We start from the raw sequence: 19,607 nt of genomic DNA, 5'->3' as shown, positions 1-19,607 counted from the left end.
AACAAACGCTTAATTTACCTATCCTACAATGCACAGTCTTTACACGTCCCCGTGAGCACACAATTTACGCTTTCCACGCGGTAACCTTCCGGCACAGAAACAAGAACAGGAATGGGCAAGCACTCGATGGTTTGGCAGTTTGTACAGCGAAAATGGAAATGATTATCGTCTAACTTATTTTCATCGCATTTCATGCAGACCGCAAAGTATTGCTTCCCATCTTCCGCGATAATTCGGTGCACCAAGCCGTCTTCGCAGAAACGGCTCAATACCCGATAAATCGTAGCGCGGTCCACATCCATGTTTATTTTCTGTCCGATCGTGTCGTGGCTCATTGCTTTTCTGGTATTGGCCAGCACATTCAGTACGGCCTCTTTTGCCGGTGTATTCCTGCGTTTCATCGTCATTTATTTCCGTTGCAAAGTTAATGCAAATAAATCGCATTAATTAATTGCGATAATGTCGCAATAAAAGAATTCTTTTTAACTTTGCTTGTACTTTCCAAATCAATGGACAGGTGCACTTTGGGCAATTGCAAATTTCAATCATATGAAAGAAAGAAAAAATAGTGATGTGATCATTGTCGGCGGAAGTTATGCCGGCCTTTCCGCAGCTATGTCACTGGGCCGCTCCCTGCGAAAAGTATTGATCATTGACAGCGGGAAACCCTGCAATAGGCAGACGCTGCACTCGCACAATTTCATCACACAAGATGGAGAGAAGCCTGGCGCAATCGCAGCGAAAGCCAAGGCACAGGTGTTGCAATACAGCACCGTAAAATTTCACGATGGACTTGCCGTCAGCGGAAAGAAAACCGAACATGGTTTTACGATTACCACTCAACTGGGCGATACGTTTAGTGCAAAGAAGCTTATTTTTGCCACGGGTATAATCGATATCATGCCCCAGATAGCGGGTTTTTCCGAATGCTGGGGAATCTCTGTGATCCACTGCCCCTATTGCCACGGCTATGAGTTCCGCGGGCAGAAGACGGGAGTTATGGCAAACGGCGAGCGCGCCTTTCACTTGGCGTCAATGGTCAACAACCTGACCGACGACATCACGGTTCTGACTTTGGGAAAGGCAGCATTTAGTGCCGAACAAGCGGAAAAGCTAAGAACATACCATATTCCGGTTGTGGAAACGGAAATTGCTGAAGTGGAGCATGTAAACGGGCATATCAACAGCGTTGTGCTGTACGATGGCAATAAAATGAGTTTCAAGGCGCTTTACGCAGCGGTTCCATTCAAACAGCATACGGATATACCCGCCAGCTTAGGTTGCAAGCTGACGGAGCAAGGCTATATCGAAGTAGACAATTTTCAAAAAACAGCGGTGACCGGTGTGTTCGCCTGCGGAGACAACGCAGGTATGATGCGCTCGGTGGCTTCCGCCGTGGCTGCCGGAAGTTTGGCAGGTGCCATGGCAAATAAAGAGCTGACAGACGAACAGTTTTAAACGGATGGTTTAACGCCTATTCTCCCATCGCCTACAGCAGCTTGTCCAAGAGCTGGCGGATGCGTTTGTCCGACGGACGTGCAGCGTTGGCGTCAACAATATTGCCGGCGGGATCAAGCAGTACAAATCGGGGTATCTGCCGGATGTTGAACGCTTCGGTAAATTTGCGGCTGTTCGTGGCATCAGCCCACACCTGGATGCCTTTCAATTGTTGGGAAGCGACAAAGTCTTTCCACTTTTGTCTGTCGGCCTCTTTGTCTACCGAAATACTGACAAACGCGATGTTGCGGCCCTGGTAGTCGTGCTGCAACGCTTCCAACGCGGGTATCTCCTGGATGCATGGCCCACACCACGTAGCCCAGAAATCGAGATACAGGTATTGCCCGTTGAGCTCGGAAAGCGAAACCTTGCTCCCACTGGTATCGTACAGCACGACGGCCGGCGCGGGGCTACCCTCCAGCATGCCCTCCAGCTGCTGATACTTTGCTTTCACCTTCGCGGCCAGCTGGGGATAGGGGCTATCCGAACCAAAATGGTCATACAGCTTCTTCTTAAAATTGCTGGCCAGCGCAAAAGCGTAGTACTCGTAGAGGGGCCAGCCGCTGAGCTTGGTCTTCACCCAATCGAAGTAGTCTTCATCCGTGCCTGCCAGCCGATGGCTCTCTTTCAGGTAATAGTCAAGAAAGTAGAAGTAGGCGATGCCTTTATCGCTTCGCGAGTAATCGATCTCGACCTCTTCCATGAAGCTATAGTAGCTGTCATCTGGCACGAAGTCGTCCTTGCGGTAGCTGTTGCGCATGGATGGGTAGAGCAGCCGCGCCGTGACCGCGTCGCCACGGATGGTCCGCTCACTCACGTAGCGCAGGTGTTTGGGAAGGCGGTTCTGCCGGGCATACTGCTGGAGAAAGGCCAACCGGTCTGCCTTGCGCTGCTCGACATACCGGACGTATAGCTCGGGCGGATAGTGCATATAGCTGAAATAGTTTTTCAGGTGCTTATCCTGGTAGCGGTTGAATCGCCAGTCTTCCTCGTTGAGGTACCTACTGGCAGCGCTTCCCTTTCCGGTAATCTGGAGCGTGTTCTGGACGTCGTTGGCATCGACCGTCAAATGCTGTTTACTGCCTGGTGTCAGGTATAGGTATACCAGCGCCGCACGATTGGTCTGCGTGGTGATGGTGGTGTCGCGCCCATCCGCCTTCTGTACGGTAAAGCGCTCTTCGACAGGCGATGTTCCCAAGACCAGAAAAGCTCTTGCCGGGCCGGTCAGCTCAACAGCAAAGCTGAAGGTGCCGTCGCCGGCGAGGGTTGTCTCCACCTTTTCCTGGCCCGCCAGAACAGCGTATTCCTGAACGTTCAGCGTCACCTGCTGCTCGGCATAGCCGGTCAGCTTACCTGTGACAGTGGCTTTTCGTTTGGCAGCGGAGGCGGCGAGCGCCAGCGTGCAGCAGAAGAGGAGCAATACGAGTGATCTTGGGAACATGGCGTTGTCGTTTTAGGGTTACTTCAATAGATTGGGGTTGGTCCTCGTGGCCGCATCGGGCAAGGGTAGGTATATGTCGGCAGACTGCCAGTCGTTTTTCAGTGCCGGCAGCACATCGTCGGCCCGGGTCTTATTCGTATCGCCGGTAACGCTGGGCCAGCGCCGCAGGTCGAACCAGCGGTGGCCCCATTCGCCGAACAGCTCCACGCGCCGCTCCTGTTCCAGCGCCTCCCGCGCGGCAGCGGCAAAGGCTCCGGCGCCACCATAAGCGCCGGCATCGGCAGGCAGCTCGGCCAAGCCGGCACGCCTGCGGATGGTGTTAATGTCTACCATGGCCTCTTCCGGACGGCCCTGCATCAGCGCGGCTTCCGCGCGGATCAGGTACTGCTCTGCCAGGCGGAGTACCATGGTGTATTCCTGTACAGGGGTGACACCGAACCGCGCCTTGTACTTATATGGATACCGGTGTTCAGCGCCTGTGGAGGTGGTTACGCTGCCTACCCAGCTGGCAAAGCGCTCATCTCCGGCTTCAAAGGCGTCGTAAAGGTAGCCCGGCACCAGCCGGAACAGCGGCGAGGACGTCGGGGTTGCCGGAATCAGCAGGAAGCCTTCCCAGGTGTTGCGCCCACCAGCAGTGTTTACCGCCTGCAGTTGCCAGATGGTCTCATCGCTGTTTGCCTTAAATACGTCGTCAAGCGCTTCGGTATCCATAAGCCGGTACAGGCTATTGCCGATCACCGCTGTGGCCTCGGCCGCTGCGGCCTGCCATTGCTCGGTGTATAGGTAAGCTCTGGCCAGCAGCGCCGAAGCAACCGCCTTGTTCGCCCGGATGCGTTCGCCGCCGGCATCGACGGCAGCGCCAGCCGGATAGCCGTTGCCCAGCCTTTCTTTGGCATCCTGCAGGTCGGCGATGATGGCAGTATACACTTCTGCCGCAGGCGCGCGGCCCAGGGTGTTGCTCACCGATATGTCTGTGGTTTGCACCAGCGGCACATCACCGAAATAATTAACCAGGTAAAAATAGCAGAATGCGCGGATGAACCGGGCCTCACCCAGTAGCTGGCTCTTCACGGCCGGGCTAAGCCCGGTGGCGGCTTCAAGCCCTTCGATGCAGGCATTCGCCTGTGCAATGTAGGAGTAGGGCTGGCTCCACAGCGTGCTTACATACTGATTGGCGGATGATACGGCATTGTCTTTGAATTCGTCAAACGGGGCCGACGAAACCGCGTAGACAAACTCGTCCGCCGCCATGGCCGGCAGGATCATGGACAGCACATTGGCAAACTGATAGTTGAGCTGGTTCATCCGGCTCAGCACACCCGTAACCGAGGCGGTGGCCGTCTTATCGTCTGTAAAGGCCAGCGCTGCCGGCATCTGGTTTTTTGGTGCGCCCGGGTCGAGGAAACTGCTGCACGAGCCGGCTCCGGCAAGGAGGATAGCGAAAGCGATATAGGTAAGAATTCTCATCGTCTGTTCAAATTAATAAGTGAAACGAATACCTGCGGTGTAGAACTTCATGGGCGGCACCACTCGGCCGCGCGTTTCCGGGTCGAAGCCATCATAGCCGGTAATGGTAAACAGGTTTTGTCCCTGTATATACAGGCTAACGTGCTGTGTCTTGAGGGCCGGCAACAGCGACGTGAAATCGTAGCTGAGCATGACGTTCTTGAGCCGGATAAAGGAGGCATCACCCCAAAGCGCATCCGAATGGCGGTAGTAGGTGTTGTATGTGCTATATCCCTCGTCAGCAGCCAAGGCTGCAGCACGCGGGATATCGGTGATGTCGCCGGGCTGCCGCCAGCGGTTGAGCACCGACCTGTCAAAATTGGTGCGTAAGCCGAGTGCCGAGGGAGCCATGTAACCGAAGTTGAGGCCCTCACCCTCTTGCTTGACGAATTGGAGCAGGAAGCTCAAATCAAAATTTTTATAGCGCAGGTTGTTGGTGACGCCGCCGTAGAACTCAGGAAGGCGGCTACCGATCACGTACCTATCGCCCAACTGGTTTGTCACCTGGCCGTCGCCATCGAGGTCAGCAAACTGCGCGATGCCGGTTTGCGGATCCACCCCGGTAAACTTGAATCCAAACACGAGATCAATTGGGTAGCCGATGGCCAAGCGGTCTTCTTCGCCCGAGCCGATCAGGTACGGATAGTCTACCAGCTTATTGCGTGCGATGGTCAGGTTGGCTGACGTGCTCCACTCGAAGGCATCGTTGCGGAAGTTGACGCTGCTCGCTTCGAATTCCCAGCCCCGGTTTTCAACCACGCCGGGCAGGTTGGCGGTATAGCCCGAGAAGCCAGTTTGCGGGCTCAGTGTTTTCTGGATAAGCTGGTTGTCTGACCGGTTGAAATAGTAGTTTACATTTAGCGTAAACCGGTTGTTGGCAAAGCCGAGTTCAACCCCGCCTTCCATCTTGCGGTTGCGCTCCCAGCTGTAGGCCGGGTTGGCTACGCGCGTCGGATACAGGCCGGTGACGCCGTCGTACGGATAAGTGGCGTAGCTCCAGCTATCCAAGTAGCCATAGTCGCCGATCTGGTCGTTGCCCGTGGTGCCGAAGCTGCCACGCAGCTTGCCGAAGCTAAGAAAAGGCAGTGCGTCCGTGATGGGCTGCTCTTCGGAAAACACCCATGCTGCACCTACGGCACCGAAGTTGCCCACACGGCGGTCCGGCCCGAAGCGCGAGGAGCCATCGCGGCGGAAACTGGCGTTGACGATGTACTTGCTGGCCCAATTGTAAGTTGCCCGGGCAAAGAAGGCCTGATAGCGGTACATGGCATAGGAGGTACTGCGTGTCCGGAGGGTAGCGGCAGCCCCAATGTTGTTCAGCTGCGCATCAGATGAGAAATTCTCGGCCTGCAGGAACTGGCCCTGCCGCTCACTCTGTTGCCAGGTGCCTCCGGCCAGCAGGTCGAGCGTGCTCCCGCCCGCTGTATAGGTGTAGGTAACCTGGGGCTCCACACTATAGGATGCCACGTCGCTATCACCGAAGTACGACATGTTGGTTGATCCACTTGCCGGGTTGAATGTCGTAGAAGGATACCGCTGCAACTGATCAAGGCTGGTGTGGTTGTAACCCAGCGCAGTAGACAACGTAAGTCCATCTATGGGGCTGTACCGCACGGTACCGCTGGTGAGCAGGGCTTTGTTGCGTGTCTCATGGCGCCGCTCCAAGTAGGCGATGGGGTTCTGGTCATTGCCGTACCAGTAGAAAGCGCCCGATTCATCGCGGACCGGCGTATTAGGCGACAGGCTGAAGTACTGGGTGATATCCGTGGCGAGGGCATTGTTGAGATCGCCCGTATAATTGGCCGTGGCCGTGATGCCAAACTTGCGGTTGGCCGACTGATGATTGATGGTCAGCATACCGGCCCCCTTGCGGTAGCCGTTGTTGCCGGGCTGCACGGTGCCCTCCCGCCGCAACGTACCACTCAACAGAAAGGAGGTGAGCTCAGTGCCTCCAGACATCGAAACGTTTGCTTCGGTAACGCTAGCCGTGTGGCCGATAAGCTGATCCTGCCAATTCCGGTCGTCTGTTTGGCTCCACTCGAACAGGTCTGGCGTCGTCTCCGGATCGGGCTCCGCGCCGGAATTCCGGAAAGCTTCGCGGCGCAGTTCCAGGTATTCGGCGGTGCTGAGCATATCTACTTGGTTGGTCACCTTGCCCGCGCCGGTATAGAGGTTGAAGCCCACCCGTGTCCTGCCAGCGGTACCTTTTTTGGTGGTAATCAGGATGACACCATTGGCCCCCCGCGATCCATAGATGGCCGTAGCATCGGCATCTTTCAGCACATCGATGCGCTCAATATCAGCAGGGTTGATCCCCGTGAGCGGACTCTGGCTGCCATTGTCGCCATTGAACGCATTCAGCGGCGTCGAGAAATACGGCACACCGTCTACGATATACAGCGGATCATTGCCTCCTTGCCGCAGTGAGTTCAGGCCACGCAGCCGCACGGTAAATGCCGACCCGGGCAACCCGTTGCTACTCGATATGTCAAGGCCCGCGATGCGCCCCTGCAAAGCCGCCAGCGGATCGTTGATGGGGGCACGGCTGATCTCTTCACTGCTGATGCCCGATGTCGAGCCCGTGCTAACGCGCCTGCTGGTGGTGCCGTAGCCGATTACCGTCACCTCATCGAGGTTGCCGAAATCCGGCTGGAGGGCAATGTGCGGTGATGTGCCGGAGAGTTCGGCTGCCGTAAGCTCACGCGTTTGATAACCTACATAGGAGATCACCACCGTGGCGCTGGGGCCGACGCCCGGGAGTGTAAACACGCCTTCATCGTTAGTGGTGGTCACCTGGGCGCTGCCCTTCAGCCTGACGGAAACCCCTGCCAGCGGGTTCCCCTGCTCGTCTACCACATGACCGGTAATCAGCTGCTGCGAGCCGGGCAGTGATAGGCCTTCGGCTTCGGCGCCCCGCGATACCGGTGGGACCTTCTTGATGATAACCGTTTGGCCCACATGCTCATAACGCAGCTCGGTCTGCTGAAGCATGTCGTCGAGGATACTGGCCACATTGTTGCCGTTGCCCGACACCCGTATGCCCTTGTACTCGCTGATGTCGTTGCTGCGGTAAGTGAAGCGGATGTCCGTCTGTTGCTCAAGTTGTTTCAGCGCATCGCGCAGGGATACGGTGCCTGCTGGCAGTGTCGCCTTAACGGTGCTCAGGTGCTGGGCCGCCGAGCAGTATACTGCAAATACCGTTGCAGCAGTAAGAAAAATGGAAAGGAAGGAAATTCTCATCAATAGTCTCCTCTTGCATTGGTTTGGTTTTAAATGCATAATTTTGAAATGATTTAATATAACATGCCTTTAGTTTATTGGATCCATGAGCCATCGCCGGGGACCAGCCGGCGGTGGCTTCGCTTTTTGTATAGTTTCAGCCCATAAGCGCGCTTTTTCGTGTTTATATAATGTTAATGAATGATATACATATTTTCCTGTTTTACGTATTGCTTGTCGATAAGCCGGCACAGTATTGATATGGCGTATTCCGGCCGGCTGTCGCGGCGCAGCGAGATGGTGATCTCCTCATCGGCCAGCGACTGGTCTTCCAGCGTCACCTGGATTCCGTAAAAGCGTTCCAGATCGGCAATCACCGTGGCGATGGTCTCATCTTCGTAGTCAAGATAACCCGCTTTCCAATTGCCCGCCACTTTACTGCTGAGCTGCCGCTCCAGCACCGGATGGTCTTGCGTGGCAAGCGGAATCCGCAGCTCCTGGTTATCCTTCAATACAGCCAGCGGCTCGCCGCTTTTGCTGACGGCCACCTTACCATGCTTTACCGCCACGGTTACAGCTGCCGAGCCGGGATAGGCCTTTACATTGAAGGCGGTGCCCAGCACGGAGGTCTTTACCTCGGCAGCATGGACGATAAACGGCCACTCTTCGGCGCGCTCCACCTCAAAGTAGGCTTCGCCGATGAGCGACACTTCCCTAGGTTTGCCCCGCTCAAAATGCTGGGGGTATTCCAGTTTGCTCGATGAGTTGAGCCACACGGTTGTCCCATCCGAAAGCTGAATGACCTTATTCTCATCGCTTGCAGCCTGGCGGATCACCTGCACGGTTTCCCTGCCTTGCGGTGTAGTCAGTCTTGGGGCCAGGTGCCCGATGCCGATAGAGGCGGCAAGGATGACCGCAGCGGCCGCCGAACCGATCCACACACGCTTGCGTGTCGATAGCCGCTTGGTGGTCCTTGGCTCCCCTGTCTGCAGGAAATTGAGCCTCCCGTCGGCATCGATATACGTCAATGAGGGAAACTCCCGCTTTAATGTCTCATAGGTTTCTTTTAACAGGGCGGCAAGCTCCCGATCGTAGCGTGCGGAATTGATGATGTGGAAAAAGGCCTCCAATTCCTGACGGCTTGCCCGGTTGTGAAGATACTGCTGAAACAGGTAACGGATGTGCTTCTTCATGTCGTTGTCTAAGCTAATAGACGCAACAAGCGGGAATGTGTCCTATCCGAATGAATAAATTAATTGAAAAAGTTGCCGATAGCCTTACGGATGGTCTTTAGCGCGGCGCTCACTTGGTTCTTTACGGTGTGCCGCGAGATGTTCAGGCGGTCCGAGATCTCGTTGTAGTTGTAGCCGGCATCGCGCAGCAGGTAGACGGCCTTCCGCTGGGCAGGCAACTGATCTATTGCACCGTTCAGGATGTCACGAAATTCCTTTGCCTCCATTGTGTTACTGTCTGCATGGAGCACCTCCTGCATAGACTCCCAGATGGCCTGTTTGAGCCTGGCGTCCGAGGCGACCTTACGGAGGTAATCCATGATCTTATTGCGTGTAAGCGTATAGAGAAAAGCTTCGATAGATTCGATCTGATGCAGCTGCTGGCGGATCTCCCACAGCTTCAGGAAAACATCATGCACAATGTCACGCGCCATGTCTTCATCTTTACAAAGGTTGGCGGCCAGGCGAAATAAGGGCTGCTCGTACGTGTGAAAGATAGCATTGAATTGCAGGCGCAACGAATCGTCGCCCACGCATGGCTTTGTCGATTTGCCTTTCAGCTGATCACCATCCATCCCCGATCCGTTAGAAGTTGCCATATCTGCAACGAAAATAGTGATTAGTTCAAGATCAGGCAATTAATGGTGCAACATTTTTGTCGGACGGAGCCGCAAGGCAAGCTATGGCACCAGGCGTATCGCGGTAAGACGAAGTGTATCGAAGTGGCATACTTTTCGAAAATTATGCGAATAAATTCTATGACATTAAGAAGATTTTTTAATACCTTGCACGGCATTATCTATCTATCTATTTATATCTACTATCTATCACTTAAAACGCTATCTAAATTGTCGGCCAACTTATATGCGCAGTATTCGACGTTTCGCGCCGTCCAACCTGTTTTTTCATGATGGGCTCAAGATGGAGCCTTTATAAATCATGAATAGAATTCAGACTGATTGACGACCTAATAATATCAACTGAAGCATCGGATTTCGGAGCCTTTTACTATTAAGTTAGACTACGCTATAAATTTTTTTAACCACTTAAATTCAAAACTATGGAACCGTTTCTTGGACAAATCATGATGGTCGGATTCAATTTCGCTCCAAGGGGCTGGGCGATTTGTGACGGCAGGCTACTTTCGATTGCGCAAAATACTGCGCTTTTTTCACTCTTGGGCACCACCTATGGTGGGGACGGTCGAACGACGTTCGCTCTCCCGGATTTGCGCGGGAGGTGCGCGATAGGCATGGGCCAGGGTGCCGGACGCTCTAATTACACGCAAGGCGAAACGGGTGGGGTGGAAAACGTAAGCCTTATCTCGGCCCAAATGCCCATGCACACGCATCAACTGATGGCGAGTAAAGAAAATGGCACGGCAAGTGATCCCACGAATGCTGTCATTGCCAATAACCAGGTAACGATCGAACGGGGAAAGACAGTTGCCGGTAGCGCTTTCATCCAAGGTGTGCCCAACACAACGATGAGCCCACAAACCATCCAACCGGTGGGGGGAAATCAACCACACGAGAATAGGCAACCCTACATTGCGATGAATTATATTATCGCATTGGAAGGAATATTCCCTTCAAGAAATTAACCGATTTTCGGGGATGTGATTGACATCCCCTTTTTCAAGTTCTATCAGCTTGGATACATTTTGGATCTGCCATGAAAAGCTTCTTCGCTTCTGCCCTCTTTGCAGGGTTATTGATGATGTTTGTGCCTTACTGGAATCAGGCACAGACTACTATTGATTTTAATAATCTGGGTGCCGAGTATGGATACGGACTCACGTTCGGAGATAATTTGCCCGATCCGGGGATACCGGAAGTCGCAAACGCCGGAGGATTTTTGTTTTCAATTAATGATCCAGGTAATGGAAGCGTAATTACTGGGAAGCTGATTGAGGGATATGGTGGTTCTTATTGTCTGTATGATAACAACGCAAATCCAGGGGCAATCACTGCATGGACAATAAAGAAAGCAGATGGTGGAGCATTTCAGTTTAGGGGTATTTACCTGAGGGATGCCGGGTTCGCAGATGAATCGGGTACTATCACGGGGTATAAGAACGGGATAGCCACCGGTTCGGTCCCTGCCAGTTTTTCTAGAACGGCCGAAGCACCGTTAGACTTTTCGGCAAATCCGATCTTCTTTGACGTAGACGAGATTCGAATAGAAGCCAGCGACATCAACTTTTATCTCGACCATTTTACATACGCCTCCCCCTTTTCGGTAGGCGATGAAGACCCCGTTGAGGTGCTGGGTATTGCGCTCGTGGGCAGCCCCACCAGCACTGCCACAACGGTTTCCTATGCGGTTACCTTTTCTAAAAATGCATTCAATGTAGATATTACCGATTTTGAGCTTACAACCACGGGTTCCGCAAGCGGGACCATCACTAGTGTCTCAGGCACTAACGGTTCTGCTACTTACACCGTTGTGGTCAACAACGTCGCCGGTGAGGGCAGCCTTCGGTTGGATTTAAAAGCTAATACGGACATCCAAAATGAAGATGAAACCGGTGGCACTCCGGCATTTACGGGCGGGCAACTGCATTATGTCGGCTCCTGTTTTACTGAAACGTTCGATCAAGGGGAAACCAATGGCGCAACAACGTTTTCGGGCAACGGGAAAGTATTTACGCTTTCTACAAATTGGAGGGTCAATAGCGAAATTCCAAACAATGGATGGGGAGGATCAGCGTATAACCTAAAGAATACTGCCGGAACAGGCCCCTTTACCATTACCATAGTTGACGGAGTAATTGCCGTGCCGGGGCTTTACCTATACCTATCCTCGATAGCGGATGGCGCAAGCCCAACGGGTAGCGGTTCCGTGACGATCAGCGGACTCCGATCTGGAAGCCAAGTTTACACATTTACCAAAACGGGAGGATTTGAAACAAATCCTACCTCCAACTCTGGTTACACCTATATCGATTTCTCGGCGGAAGGGCCCGAAGATCATTCCAAAAAGCTGATCGATCAGTTAGAGATCTCGATAGCTGGAGGATTTATCTACCTAAATCTGGATAATTTTAGTTGGTGCCTAGACTTCGCTCCACCATTGGGTTATACCGTAAGCATTGATCAGGATCTGATTACCTCGGATAACGAGGCGGCCATCAGTTTTACCTTTGCGGGAGCTGAGGTAGGGGCAACTTATCATTACACATTTACTAGTAGCGGCGGGGGTATACCTGTTTCAAACTCCGGTACGGTCACAAGTGTGACTGATCAAGTGACGGGTATCAACCTGAGTGATTTAAACCCCGGAACGGTTACACTCAGCGTAACGCTGACGGATGCTTCCGACAACGTAGGAGCGGCAGCTACAGCCACCGTGCAAAAAATCGAAAATAATGCTCCGGTAGCCACGGCGCCCACGGCGCCAACAGCCGTGTTAGAAGACAGCGGGCCAATAGCACTTTCTGATGATATCGGGGTTGCTGATATCGACGGCGATGACCAGACTCTCACCTTTACGGTAACGGGTGGAACTATAACCCTGGGAACCGACGGCATTACCTTTAGTGGAGGAGGAAATGGAACGGCGTCCTTTACCGCGTCAGGCACGCTTGCCGCTGTCAATACCGCACTAAAGGCTGCCACATTCACACCGACACCGGATTTCTTTGGTACGGCTACCATCGCTTTCTTGGCTAATGATGGCTATGTAAATTCCAATGAGGCGTCTGTCTCCTTTCCCGTTACCGCTGTGAACGACGTTCCTACGGTCGTCGGTTTACCAGCGGTCATCACGGTTACTGAAGACATCATGGGTAACCTCGATATCTCTTCAAGCAGTTTTGCCGATGTCGATAGTGACGAAATCACAGTCATATTATCAGTATTCAATGGCACGATTGCTTTTTCAGCCCCCGGAGGTATACCGGTGACATTCGCTGGAAACGGCACCGCAACGGCAACAATAACTGGCTCCCCTATCGCCATAAATAGCTATATCGGCATCCCAACCAATATACAATATGTCCCGCCCGCGAATCTCAGTGGACCTGCCGCCGACATGCTCACGATCACTGCCAATGACGGTGATGGATCCGGAGACGTCGAACTCGGTACGGTACCGATCAATATCACAGCCGTTAACGATGCACCCTTGGTCACCACCACCGGTGGCACCACCACCTTTACGGAGCCGGTTGATGGCAGCCCGGCGGCTATAGCGATTGATAATGCTTTGACGGTGACCGACCCGGACAACACAACGCTTGCTTCGGCCGTGGTGGCTATTACCGGCAATTTCCAAAGCGGTCAGGATGTACTGGGCTTTATCAACGATGGTTCCACGATGGGCAATATCACGGGTAGTTTCAACGCCGCTACCGGCACGCTGGAACTCACCTCCGCGGGTGCGATAGCCACATTAGCGGAATGGGAAGCAGCGCTACGCGCCGTCACCTACAGCAATACCTCACAGCACCCGAATACCGCCAATCGGACGGTCAGCTTTATGGTAGACGATGGGACGGATCAGAGCGTGCAGGCGACCAAAACCGTCAATGTGACAGCGGTGAATACGGCACCGGTGCTGACAATTCCGGCCACGATTGCCGTCAATGAAGATACGACAACCCCATTTACCGGCATTAGCTTCAGCGATGTTGATGCCGGATCAGGAATCGTTACCACTACGTTTTCCGTCCCGAGCGGTTCGCTGTCAGCGACCAGCGGAGGTGGTGTTACCGTCGGGGGAACTGCCAGTGCCCTAACCTTGAGTGGAACAATTGCGGATCTTAACACTTTCATTGCTGCGGGCGCTGTGGCCTACACCCCTGCGCTGAATATGAATGGCGATGTGACATTGACTGTAACAATAAATGACAATGGCAATACCGGATCAGGCGGGGCCCGCCAGGATTCCGGGACGGTAACCTTAGCGATTGCGGCCGTGAACGATGCTCCTGTTGTTACGGCTCCAGCCACTATTGCGGTAGATGAAGACGTGCCAACCGCGCTTACGGGCATCAGCTTCGCCGATGTGGATGCAGGTAGCAATCCCGTTACCGCCACATTTTCGGTGGGAAGCGGCACGCTTTCCGCCACTTCGGGTGGTGGGATAGCCGTCAGTGGGTCCGGAACAGGGACTTTAACATTGGTCGGTACGATCGCGGACCTTAATGCGTTTGTGGCAGCAAGTAATCTTAATTTCACCACGGCGCTCAACGCCACCTCAGATGTGGCGCTGACCGTAAGTATCAACGATAACGGCCACACCGGGTCGGGCGGAGCCTTGGAAGACGCCACCACCATAACGCTGGCTGTGACAGCGGTAAACGATGCACCCGTGAATACCGTTCCCGCAGCGCAAACTGTCGATCAGGATGGAGCACTGGTCTTCAGCGCCGGAAACGGCAACCTCATTTCCGTCGGCGATGTGGATGCAGGAGGAGGTATCATACGGGTCACACTGACGGCCAGCAATGGGTTGCTCACGCTGCCGGGCACTACAGGCCTGAGCTTCATTGTCGGTAGCGGGGCCAATGATGGCAGCATGACTTTCGAGGGCACCATTGCGGACATCAACAGTGCGTTAAATGGTCTGATTTTTTCGCCCACACCCGGATACAACGGCGCGGCCGGCCTGCAGATCACGACCAGCGACCTGGGCTTAAGCGGCAGTGGTGGTACCCAGACCGCCACAGATACAATCACCATTACCGTAAACGCCATAAATCCAAAAATCACTGGGGCTCAGGCCGTCACTCCAGACGGATTGTATAAAATAGCTGACGTCATTATACTGACGGTCTCGTTTGACCAAGCGGTTATCGTCGATGTTATAAATGGCTCACCTACCTTGGTGCTGGAGACGGGGAGTATCGACCGGGAGGCGACGTATGTTTCCGGTTCGGGCTCCAATACACTGACGTTTACTTATACCGTGCAGGCGGGCGACCTCAGCGCCGACCTGGATTACGAATCTACCGGAGCGCTAACACTGAATGGGGCGACCATAAGGAATGCTTCCGGCGACCATGCGATCTTGACATTGCCCGCAGTGGGCGGCGTCAATTCAATAGCCGGACAACACGACATCATCATCGATGGGGTGGCACCTGCGGTTACTTCGGTAGCCGTGCCGGCCAACGGCTACTACCTGGAAGATGATGTACTCACCTTTACCGTACAGTTCAATGAGAACGTAATCGTGGACGCTGGCGTTGGCATCCCTTACCTGGGTCTGACCATTGGCACAACGGGAGTGCAAGCGCCTTATATAAGCGGATCAGGCACCAATAGCCTCGCCTTCCGCTATACCGTGCAGCCAGGGGAGCAGGACTTGGATGGGGTTGTGCTTGGCAGTGACATTCGGCTGAATGGCGGCACCATACGGGATATTGCAGGCAATGATGTAGTGCCGATCCTGAACAGCGTGGCAGCCACGAATGGGGTGTTTGTCTATGCGATAACGCCGGGTGTCACGCTATCGACCACCGCAGTTTCGCCGGTCCGCGAGGCGTTTACCGTCAGTATAGCGTTTACGGAACCGGTCACCGGTTTTACCACGGCAGACCTGTCGGTTGCCAATGCGACTGTCAGCAACCTGCAGACCGCCGATAACATCACCTATACTGCGCTCGTGACACCTGTCGCAGACGGTGCAGTGAGCATTCAGGTGCTCGCGGACGCGGCGCAGAACATCGGCAACAACGGCAACACCGCTTCCAATACGCTCAGCCTTGTCTACGATGGCACGGCACCGGCGGTGACATCCGTAGCGGTGCCAGCTGGGGGTACTTATCGCAGTGGCGATGTGCTCAGCTTTACCGTACACTTTAGTGAAGATGTGTCGGTATCCGGCAGTGTGCCTACCTTGCCCATATCGATTGGCCGCAATGCGGTACAAGCGCATCTTACCGGCAGCACCAACAGCACACTAAGCTTTAGCTATACCGTTCAGGAGGGCGAATCGGATACGGATGGAATTGAAATAGGGCCTGGCATTTCACTGAATGGCGGTGCGCTGCAGGACGAGGCCGGAAACGACGCCTCCCTTGTGCTGGCGGGTGTGGGAAGCACAAACGGGATATTGGTAGATGCGGTGTCACCGTCGGTAATCTCGGTAAATGTCCCGGCAAACGGCTATTATCGGGAAGGTGATGCGCTGATATTTGCCGTACAGCTAGATGAAGCAGTGACGGTCAATACCACCAATGGCACACCTTATTTGGAGTTGACCATTGGCGCGGTCACCGTGCAGGCAAGCTATGTTGGTGGTTCAGACAACGATCCGCTCACCTTTAGTTATACCGTGCAGGCGGATGATCAGGATCTGGACGGCATTACACTGGGCAATGAGTTGATGCTGGATGGAGGAACCATACAAGACGCCGCGGGCAATGATGCACTTCGGGCATTGCAGGGCATAGCGCCGACTGACGGTGTGATGGTGTATTCGGTGACACCAGCGGTGACACTTACGACTGAGGTGGCTTCGCCGGTTAACGGGCCATTCGTCGTTACCGCGACGTTCAGTGAGGCGGTCACCGGATTTACGCTTGATGATATCACAGTTTCCAACGGCATCGTGAGTGATTTGCAGACAAGTGACAATACGGCTTACACGTTTCTGGTCACACCCGCTATGCGCGGGGAAGTGCAGCTTTCTGTCGCTGCGGGCGTGGCGGTTAATATCGCAAACAATGGAAACCAAGCGTCGAATACCTTGAGTGTTCAATTCAACCCGGTCATCACCGGCATTACGCTAAACGATGGCAGCTTCGTATACGACGGCACGGCCAAATCGCTAGCCATCACGGGCAACCTGCCGGCCGGCACGGCGGTAAGTTATGAAAACAACAGCCGCACGGACGCGGGCACGCAGGAGGTTGTGGCCACCATCAGCGGCAGCAACTACGAGACGCTGGTACTGACGGCGGCGCTGACGGTGACGCCGCTTGAATTGACGGTCACAGCACAGAACCGGACAAAGACTTATGGCAGTGCCGATCCGGAGCTTACCTACACGGTGTCCTCGGCTTTGGTGGATGGTGACGCATTCACGGGCGCGCCGGAGCGGGAGCCGGGCGAGGGCGTGGGTATGTATGCGATCACCCGGGGTACGCTATCGGCGGGTTCCAATTACGATATCACGTTCATAGGTGCAGCGCTGACAATCACGCCTGCTGCCATCACCGGCATTACGCTAAACGATGGCAGCTTCGTATACGACGGCACGGCCAAATCGCTAGCCATCATGGGCAACCTGCCGGCCGGCACAGTGGTAAGTTATGAAAACAACAGCCGCACGGACGCGGGCACGCAGGAGGTTGTGGCCACCATCAGCGGCAGCAACTACGAGCCGCTGGTACTGACGGCGGTGCTGACGGTGACGCCGCTTGAACTGACGGTCACAGCACAAAACCGGACAAAGGCGTACGGCAGTGCCGATCCGGAGCTTACCTACACGGTGTCCTCGGCTTTGGTGGATGGTGACGCATTCACGGGCGCGCCGGAGCGGGAGCCGGGCGAGGGTGTGGGTACGTATGCGATCACCCGGGGTACGCTGTCTGCGGGCACTAATTACGATATCACGTTCATAGGTGCAGCGCTGACAATCACGCCTGCCGCCATCACCGGCATTACGCTAAGCGATGGCAGCTTTGTTTACGACGGTACGGCAAAATCGCTTGCGGTCGAAGGTACATTGCCTGAGGGCACTGCGGTGAGCTACGCGAACAACAGCCGCACGGACGCGGGCACGCAGGAGGTGGCGGCCACCATAAGTGGCAGCAATTATGAGACGCTGGTGCTTGCGGCGGCGCTTCGGATAACACCGGCAATGCGGACGCTTACCTTCCCGGTATTGCCGGAGAAAACCTACGGCGCTGCGGACTTCGCCGCGGGTGCCGCGGCCAGCAGCGGTGAGGAAATACGGTACGCGAGCAGTGATCCATTGGTGGCGGAGGTCTTGGCAAACGGCCGCATCCGCATCGTTGGTGCAGGCAGCGCGACGATCACCGCCACGGTTCCGGAAAACGGCAACTATGCAAACCATCCGGAGATAAGCCAGGTGCTGACAGTTGGCAAAGCACAGCAGTTGATTACCATCAACGCGCCGGCAGAGGTGAGCCGCGATGCGGGCACCATCCAGCTGGATGTTTCTGCCAGCAGCGGGCTTCCCGTGAGCCTTAGCATCGATGACGAACAGGTGGCTACGATGGAGGGCACGGTGCTGCACATCCACCGCCTGGGCACGGTCCGCATCACCGCTACGCAGGCGGGCGATGGTAATCACGAGGCGGCAGCACCGGTTACGGTGACCGTGAGGGTCACCGACCCGTCCCTGGACTTTCCGGTGCGGGTGCATCCGGCGGTGTCGCCCAACGGCGACGGCGTCAACGAATTCCTGATGATCGAGGGCATCCGTGACCATCCGGTCAACCGGGTGACGGTGATCAGCCGCAACGGCACGGTGGTTTGGGAGGCCTCGGGCTACGACAACGACCGGGTGGCTTTCCGCGGCATCGGCACGGGTCAGCAGCGGCTTCCGGCCGGCACGTACTTCTACGTGGTGGAGCTTGGCACGGGCGGCAGTACGGGATACCGGAAAGGGTACTTTGTGCTGCGGTATTGAGCGGGTTATGCCATTGTTCCACGTCTGGATCAGGGGCAGTTCGATCCGGTAGGCAAGGCGGTGGCCGCAACGGGCATAAAAACCGTTTGAAGAGAGGGGTGATGGTTGGAGACAATAATAGTGATCATATAAGATATTTAGATTAGCGAAAAACAGGAAACATGAAACACATAGCATTAGCATTGGCCGGGGTGTTTTCGGTAGTTGCGGCGGCACATGCGCAGCATGCGCTGACGCACACCCAGTACGGTCAGCTTCGCACGGTTGTCAACCCGTCGGCGAGTCTGATGAGCATGGGCGGGGAGGTGTCGGTGATCGGCCGCCGGCAGTGGGTGGGCATGGATGGTGCGCCCACCGTCTTCTGGGGTAGCGGACATTTTGGTTTGGAAGGTTTCGGCGCCACAGCGGGCGTTAACGTGCGGCACGAGAGCCTTGCGGTGGAGAAGCTGACGGAGGCCTCGGCGTTTTTCGCCAAGCGTGTGCGGATATCGGAGACGGAATACGTGGGGCTGTCGCTGAATGCCGGCGTGAGCTACCTCGACGGGCGTTTCTCGCAGCTGGACCCGTTGGACCCTGCCTTCCGGGAAGACATCCGTGAGACGGACGCGCTGATCGGCTTCGGGGTTATGCTGTTCCGTCCGGAGCGTTACTACGTGGGGCTATCGCTGCCGCGTCTGATGCTTGGGAGCCTGGGTGTAGACAGCGACAGCCGCTACAATTTCCGGAACCTGTACCACCTGACGGCTGGGGCGCTGTTCGGCCTGGGCGGGGACTTCCATGTGCGGCCTGGGCTGCTGGTGACGTATGCGGAGAACCTGCGTCCGCAGGCGGAGGCTTCAGCGCTGGTGTTCATCAAGCGTGTGTTCGGCATCGGTGCAAACGTGCGCAGCTACGGAGAGGTAGCCGGCATTGCACAGTTCAACTTCTCGGGCTTCGGTGTGGGCTACAGCTACCAGTTCAACCCGGGCAACCAGCCGCTGAACCGGCGCATCAGTAACACCACCCATGAGATCGGTATCCAATACCGGTTTGGCAGGGAGGCAATGCTGCTTTAGGTTGGTGTATGATCGCAGAGCCTGCGCCTCAAAAAAAAATTCAACAAA

The 19,607-nt window shown here is 55.1% G+C and carries 10 protein-coding genes; 4 read left to right on the top strand and 6 right to left on the bottom strand.

The features are described from left to right. Nucleotides 1-23: 23 nt before the first annotated feature. Nucleotides 24-401: a Fur family transcriptional regulator gene (locus ACFOET_RS05875; RefSeq protein ID WP_379020538.1), complete on the bottom strand. Its 378-nt coding sequence runs from the start codon at nt 399-401 to the stop codon at nt 24-26. A gap of 148 nt (nt 402-549) precedes the next feature. Here ACFOET_RS05875 and ACFOET_RS05870 point away from each other — a divergent pair, with 148 nt between their 5' ends. Beyond that, nucleotides 550-1,458, top strand: a complete 909-nt coding sequence (locus ACFOET_RS05870) for an NAD(P)/FAD-dependent oxidoreductase (protein WP_379020536.1) — start codon at nt 550-552, stop codon at nt 1,456-1,458. Nucleotides 1,459-1,489: 31 nt separating this feature from the next. Here ACFOET_RS05870 and ACFOET_RS05865 read toward each other — a convergent pair whose 3' ends face one another. The 5 genes from ACFOET_RS05865 to ACFOET_RS05845 all read right to left on the bottom strand — a co-directional run bounded on the left by ACFOET_RS05865 (nt 1,490) and on the right by ACFOET_RS05845 (nt 9,494). Then, complete coding sequence (locus tag ACFOET_RS05865; RefSeq protein ID WP_379020534.1) at nt 1,490-2,938, bottom strand: TlpA family protein disulfide reductase; 1,449 nt, start codon at nt 2,936-2,938, stop codon at nt 1,490-1,492. Nucleotides 2,939-2,956: 18 nt separating this feature from the next. Then, nucleotides 2,957-4,405, bottom strand: a complete 1,449-nt coding sequence (locus tag ACFOET_RS05860; RefSeq protein ID WP_379020532.1) for a RagB/SusD family nutrient uptake outer membrane protein — start codon at nt 4,403-4,405, stop codon at nt 2,957-2,959. A gap of 12 nt (nt 4,406-4,417) precedes the next feature. Then, nucleotides 4,418-7,684, bottom strand: a complete 3,267-nt coding sequence (locus ACFOET_RS05855; protein ID WP_379020530.1) for a SusC/RagA family TonB-linked outer membrane protein — start codon at nt 7,682-7,684, stop codon at nt 4,418-4,420. A 173-nt stretch (nt 7,685-7,857) separates the two neighbouring features. Beyond that, nucleotides 7,858-8,856, bottom strand: coding sequence for a FecR family protein (locus ACFOET_RS05850; RefSeq protein ID WP_379020528.1), 999 nt, complete (start codon nt 8,854-8,856; stop codon nt 7,858-7,860). A 59-nt stretch (nt 8,857-8,915) separates the two neighbouring features. Continuing rightward, nucleotides 8,916-9,494 (bottom strand): RNA polymerase sigma-70 factor, encoded by a 579-nt coding sequence (locus ACFOET_RS05845; protein ID WP_379020526.1) that lies wholly within the window; start codon nt 9,492-9,494, stop codon nt 8,916-8,918. A gap of 461 nt (nt 9,495-9,955) precedes the next feature. On the opposite strand from ACFOET_RS05845, the gene ACFOET_RS05840 reads away from it, so the two are divergent. From ACFOET_RS05840 to ACFOET_RS05830, 3 genes are all read left to right on the top strand, one after another. Beyond that, entirely contained in the window at nt 9,956-10,498 is a 543-nt protein-coding gene (locus tag ACFOET_RS05840) for a phage tail protein (protein ID WP_379020524.1), read from the top strand. 71 nt (nt 10,499-10,569) lie between these two features. Beyond that, the gene (locus ACFOET_RS05835; RefSeq protein WP_379020522.1) at nt 10,570-18,504 is read left to right on the top strand and encodes an MBG domain-containing protein; all 7,935 of its coding nucleotides are present in this window, start codon (nt 10,570-10,572) and stop codon (nt 18,502-18,504) included. A 161-nt stretch (nt 18,505-18,665) separates the two neighbouring features. Then, nucleotides 18,666-19,559: a PorP/SprF family type IX secretion system membrane protein gene (locus tag ACFOET_RS05830; protein WP_379020520.1), complete on the top strand. Its 894-nt coding sequence runs from the start codon at nt 18,666-18,668 to the stop codon at nt 19,557-19,559. Nucleotides 19,560-19,607 lie beyond the last annotated feature (48 nt).

This window comes from Parapedobacter deserti, assembly GCF_042646065.1.
GTDB lineage: Bacteria > Bacteroidota > Bacteroidia > Sphingobacteriales > Sphingobacteriaceae > Parapedobacter > Parapedobacter deserti.
Note: the sequence above shows the minus strand (reverse complement) of the source record. Positions and strands in the feature narration are given on the sequence as shown.

Bases quoted from the DNA above. Each gene is read 5' to 3' on its own strand.
- ACFOET_RS05875 (WP_379020538.1), bottom strand. From the start codon at position 401: ATGAAACGCAGGAATACACCGGCAAAAGAGGCCGTACTGAATGTGCTG.
- ACFOET_RS05870 (WP_379020536.1), top strand. From the start codon at position 550: ATGAAAGAAAGAAAAAATAGTGATGTGATCATTGTCGGCGGAAGTTAT.
- ACFOET_RS05865 (WP_379020534.1), bottom strand. From the start codon at position 2,938: ATGTTCCCAAGATCACTCGTATTGCTCCTCTTCTGCTGCACGCTGGCG.
- ACFOET_RS05860 (WP_379020532.1), bottom strand. From the start codon at position 4,405: ATGAGAATTCTTACCTATATCGCTTTCGCTATCCTCCTTGCCGGAGCC.
- ACFOET_RS05855 (WP_379020530.1), bottom strand. From the start codon at position 7,684: ATGAGAATTTCCTTCCTTTCCATTTTTCTTACTGCTGCAACGGTATTT.
- ACFOET_RS05850 (WP_379020528.1), bottom strand. From the start codon at position 8,856: ATGAAGAAGCACATCCGTTACCTGTTTCAGCAGTATCTTCACAACCGG.
- ACFOET_RS05845 (WP_379020526.1), bottom strand. From the start codon at position 9,494: ATGGCAACTTCTAACGGATCGGGGATGGATGGTGATCAGCTGAAAGGC.
- ACFOET_RS05840 (WP_379020524.1), top strand. From the start codon at position 9,956: ATGGAACCGTTTCTTGGACAAATCATGATGGTCGGATTCAATTTCGCT.
- ACFOET_RS05835 (WP_379020522.1), top strand. From the start codon at position 10,570: ATGAAAAGCTTCTTCGCTTCTGCCCTCTTTGCAGGGTTATTGATGATG.
- ACFOET_RS05830 (WP_379020520.1), top strand. From the start codon at position 18,666: ATGAAACACATAGCATTAGCATTGGCCGGGGTGTTTTCGGTAGTTGCG.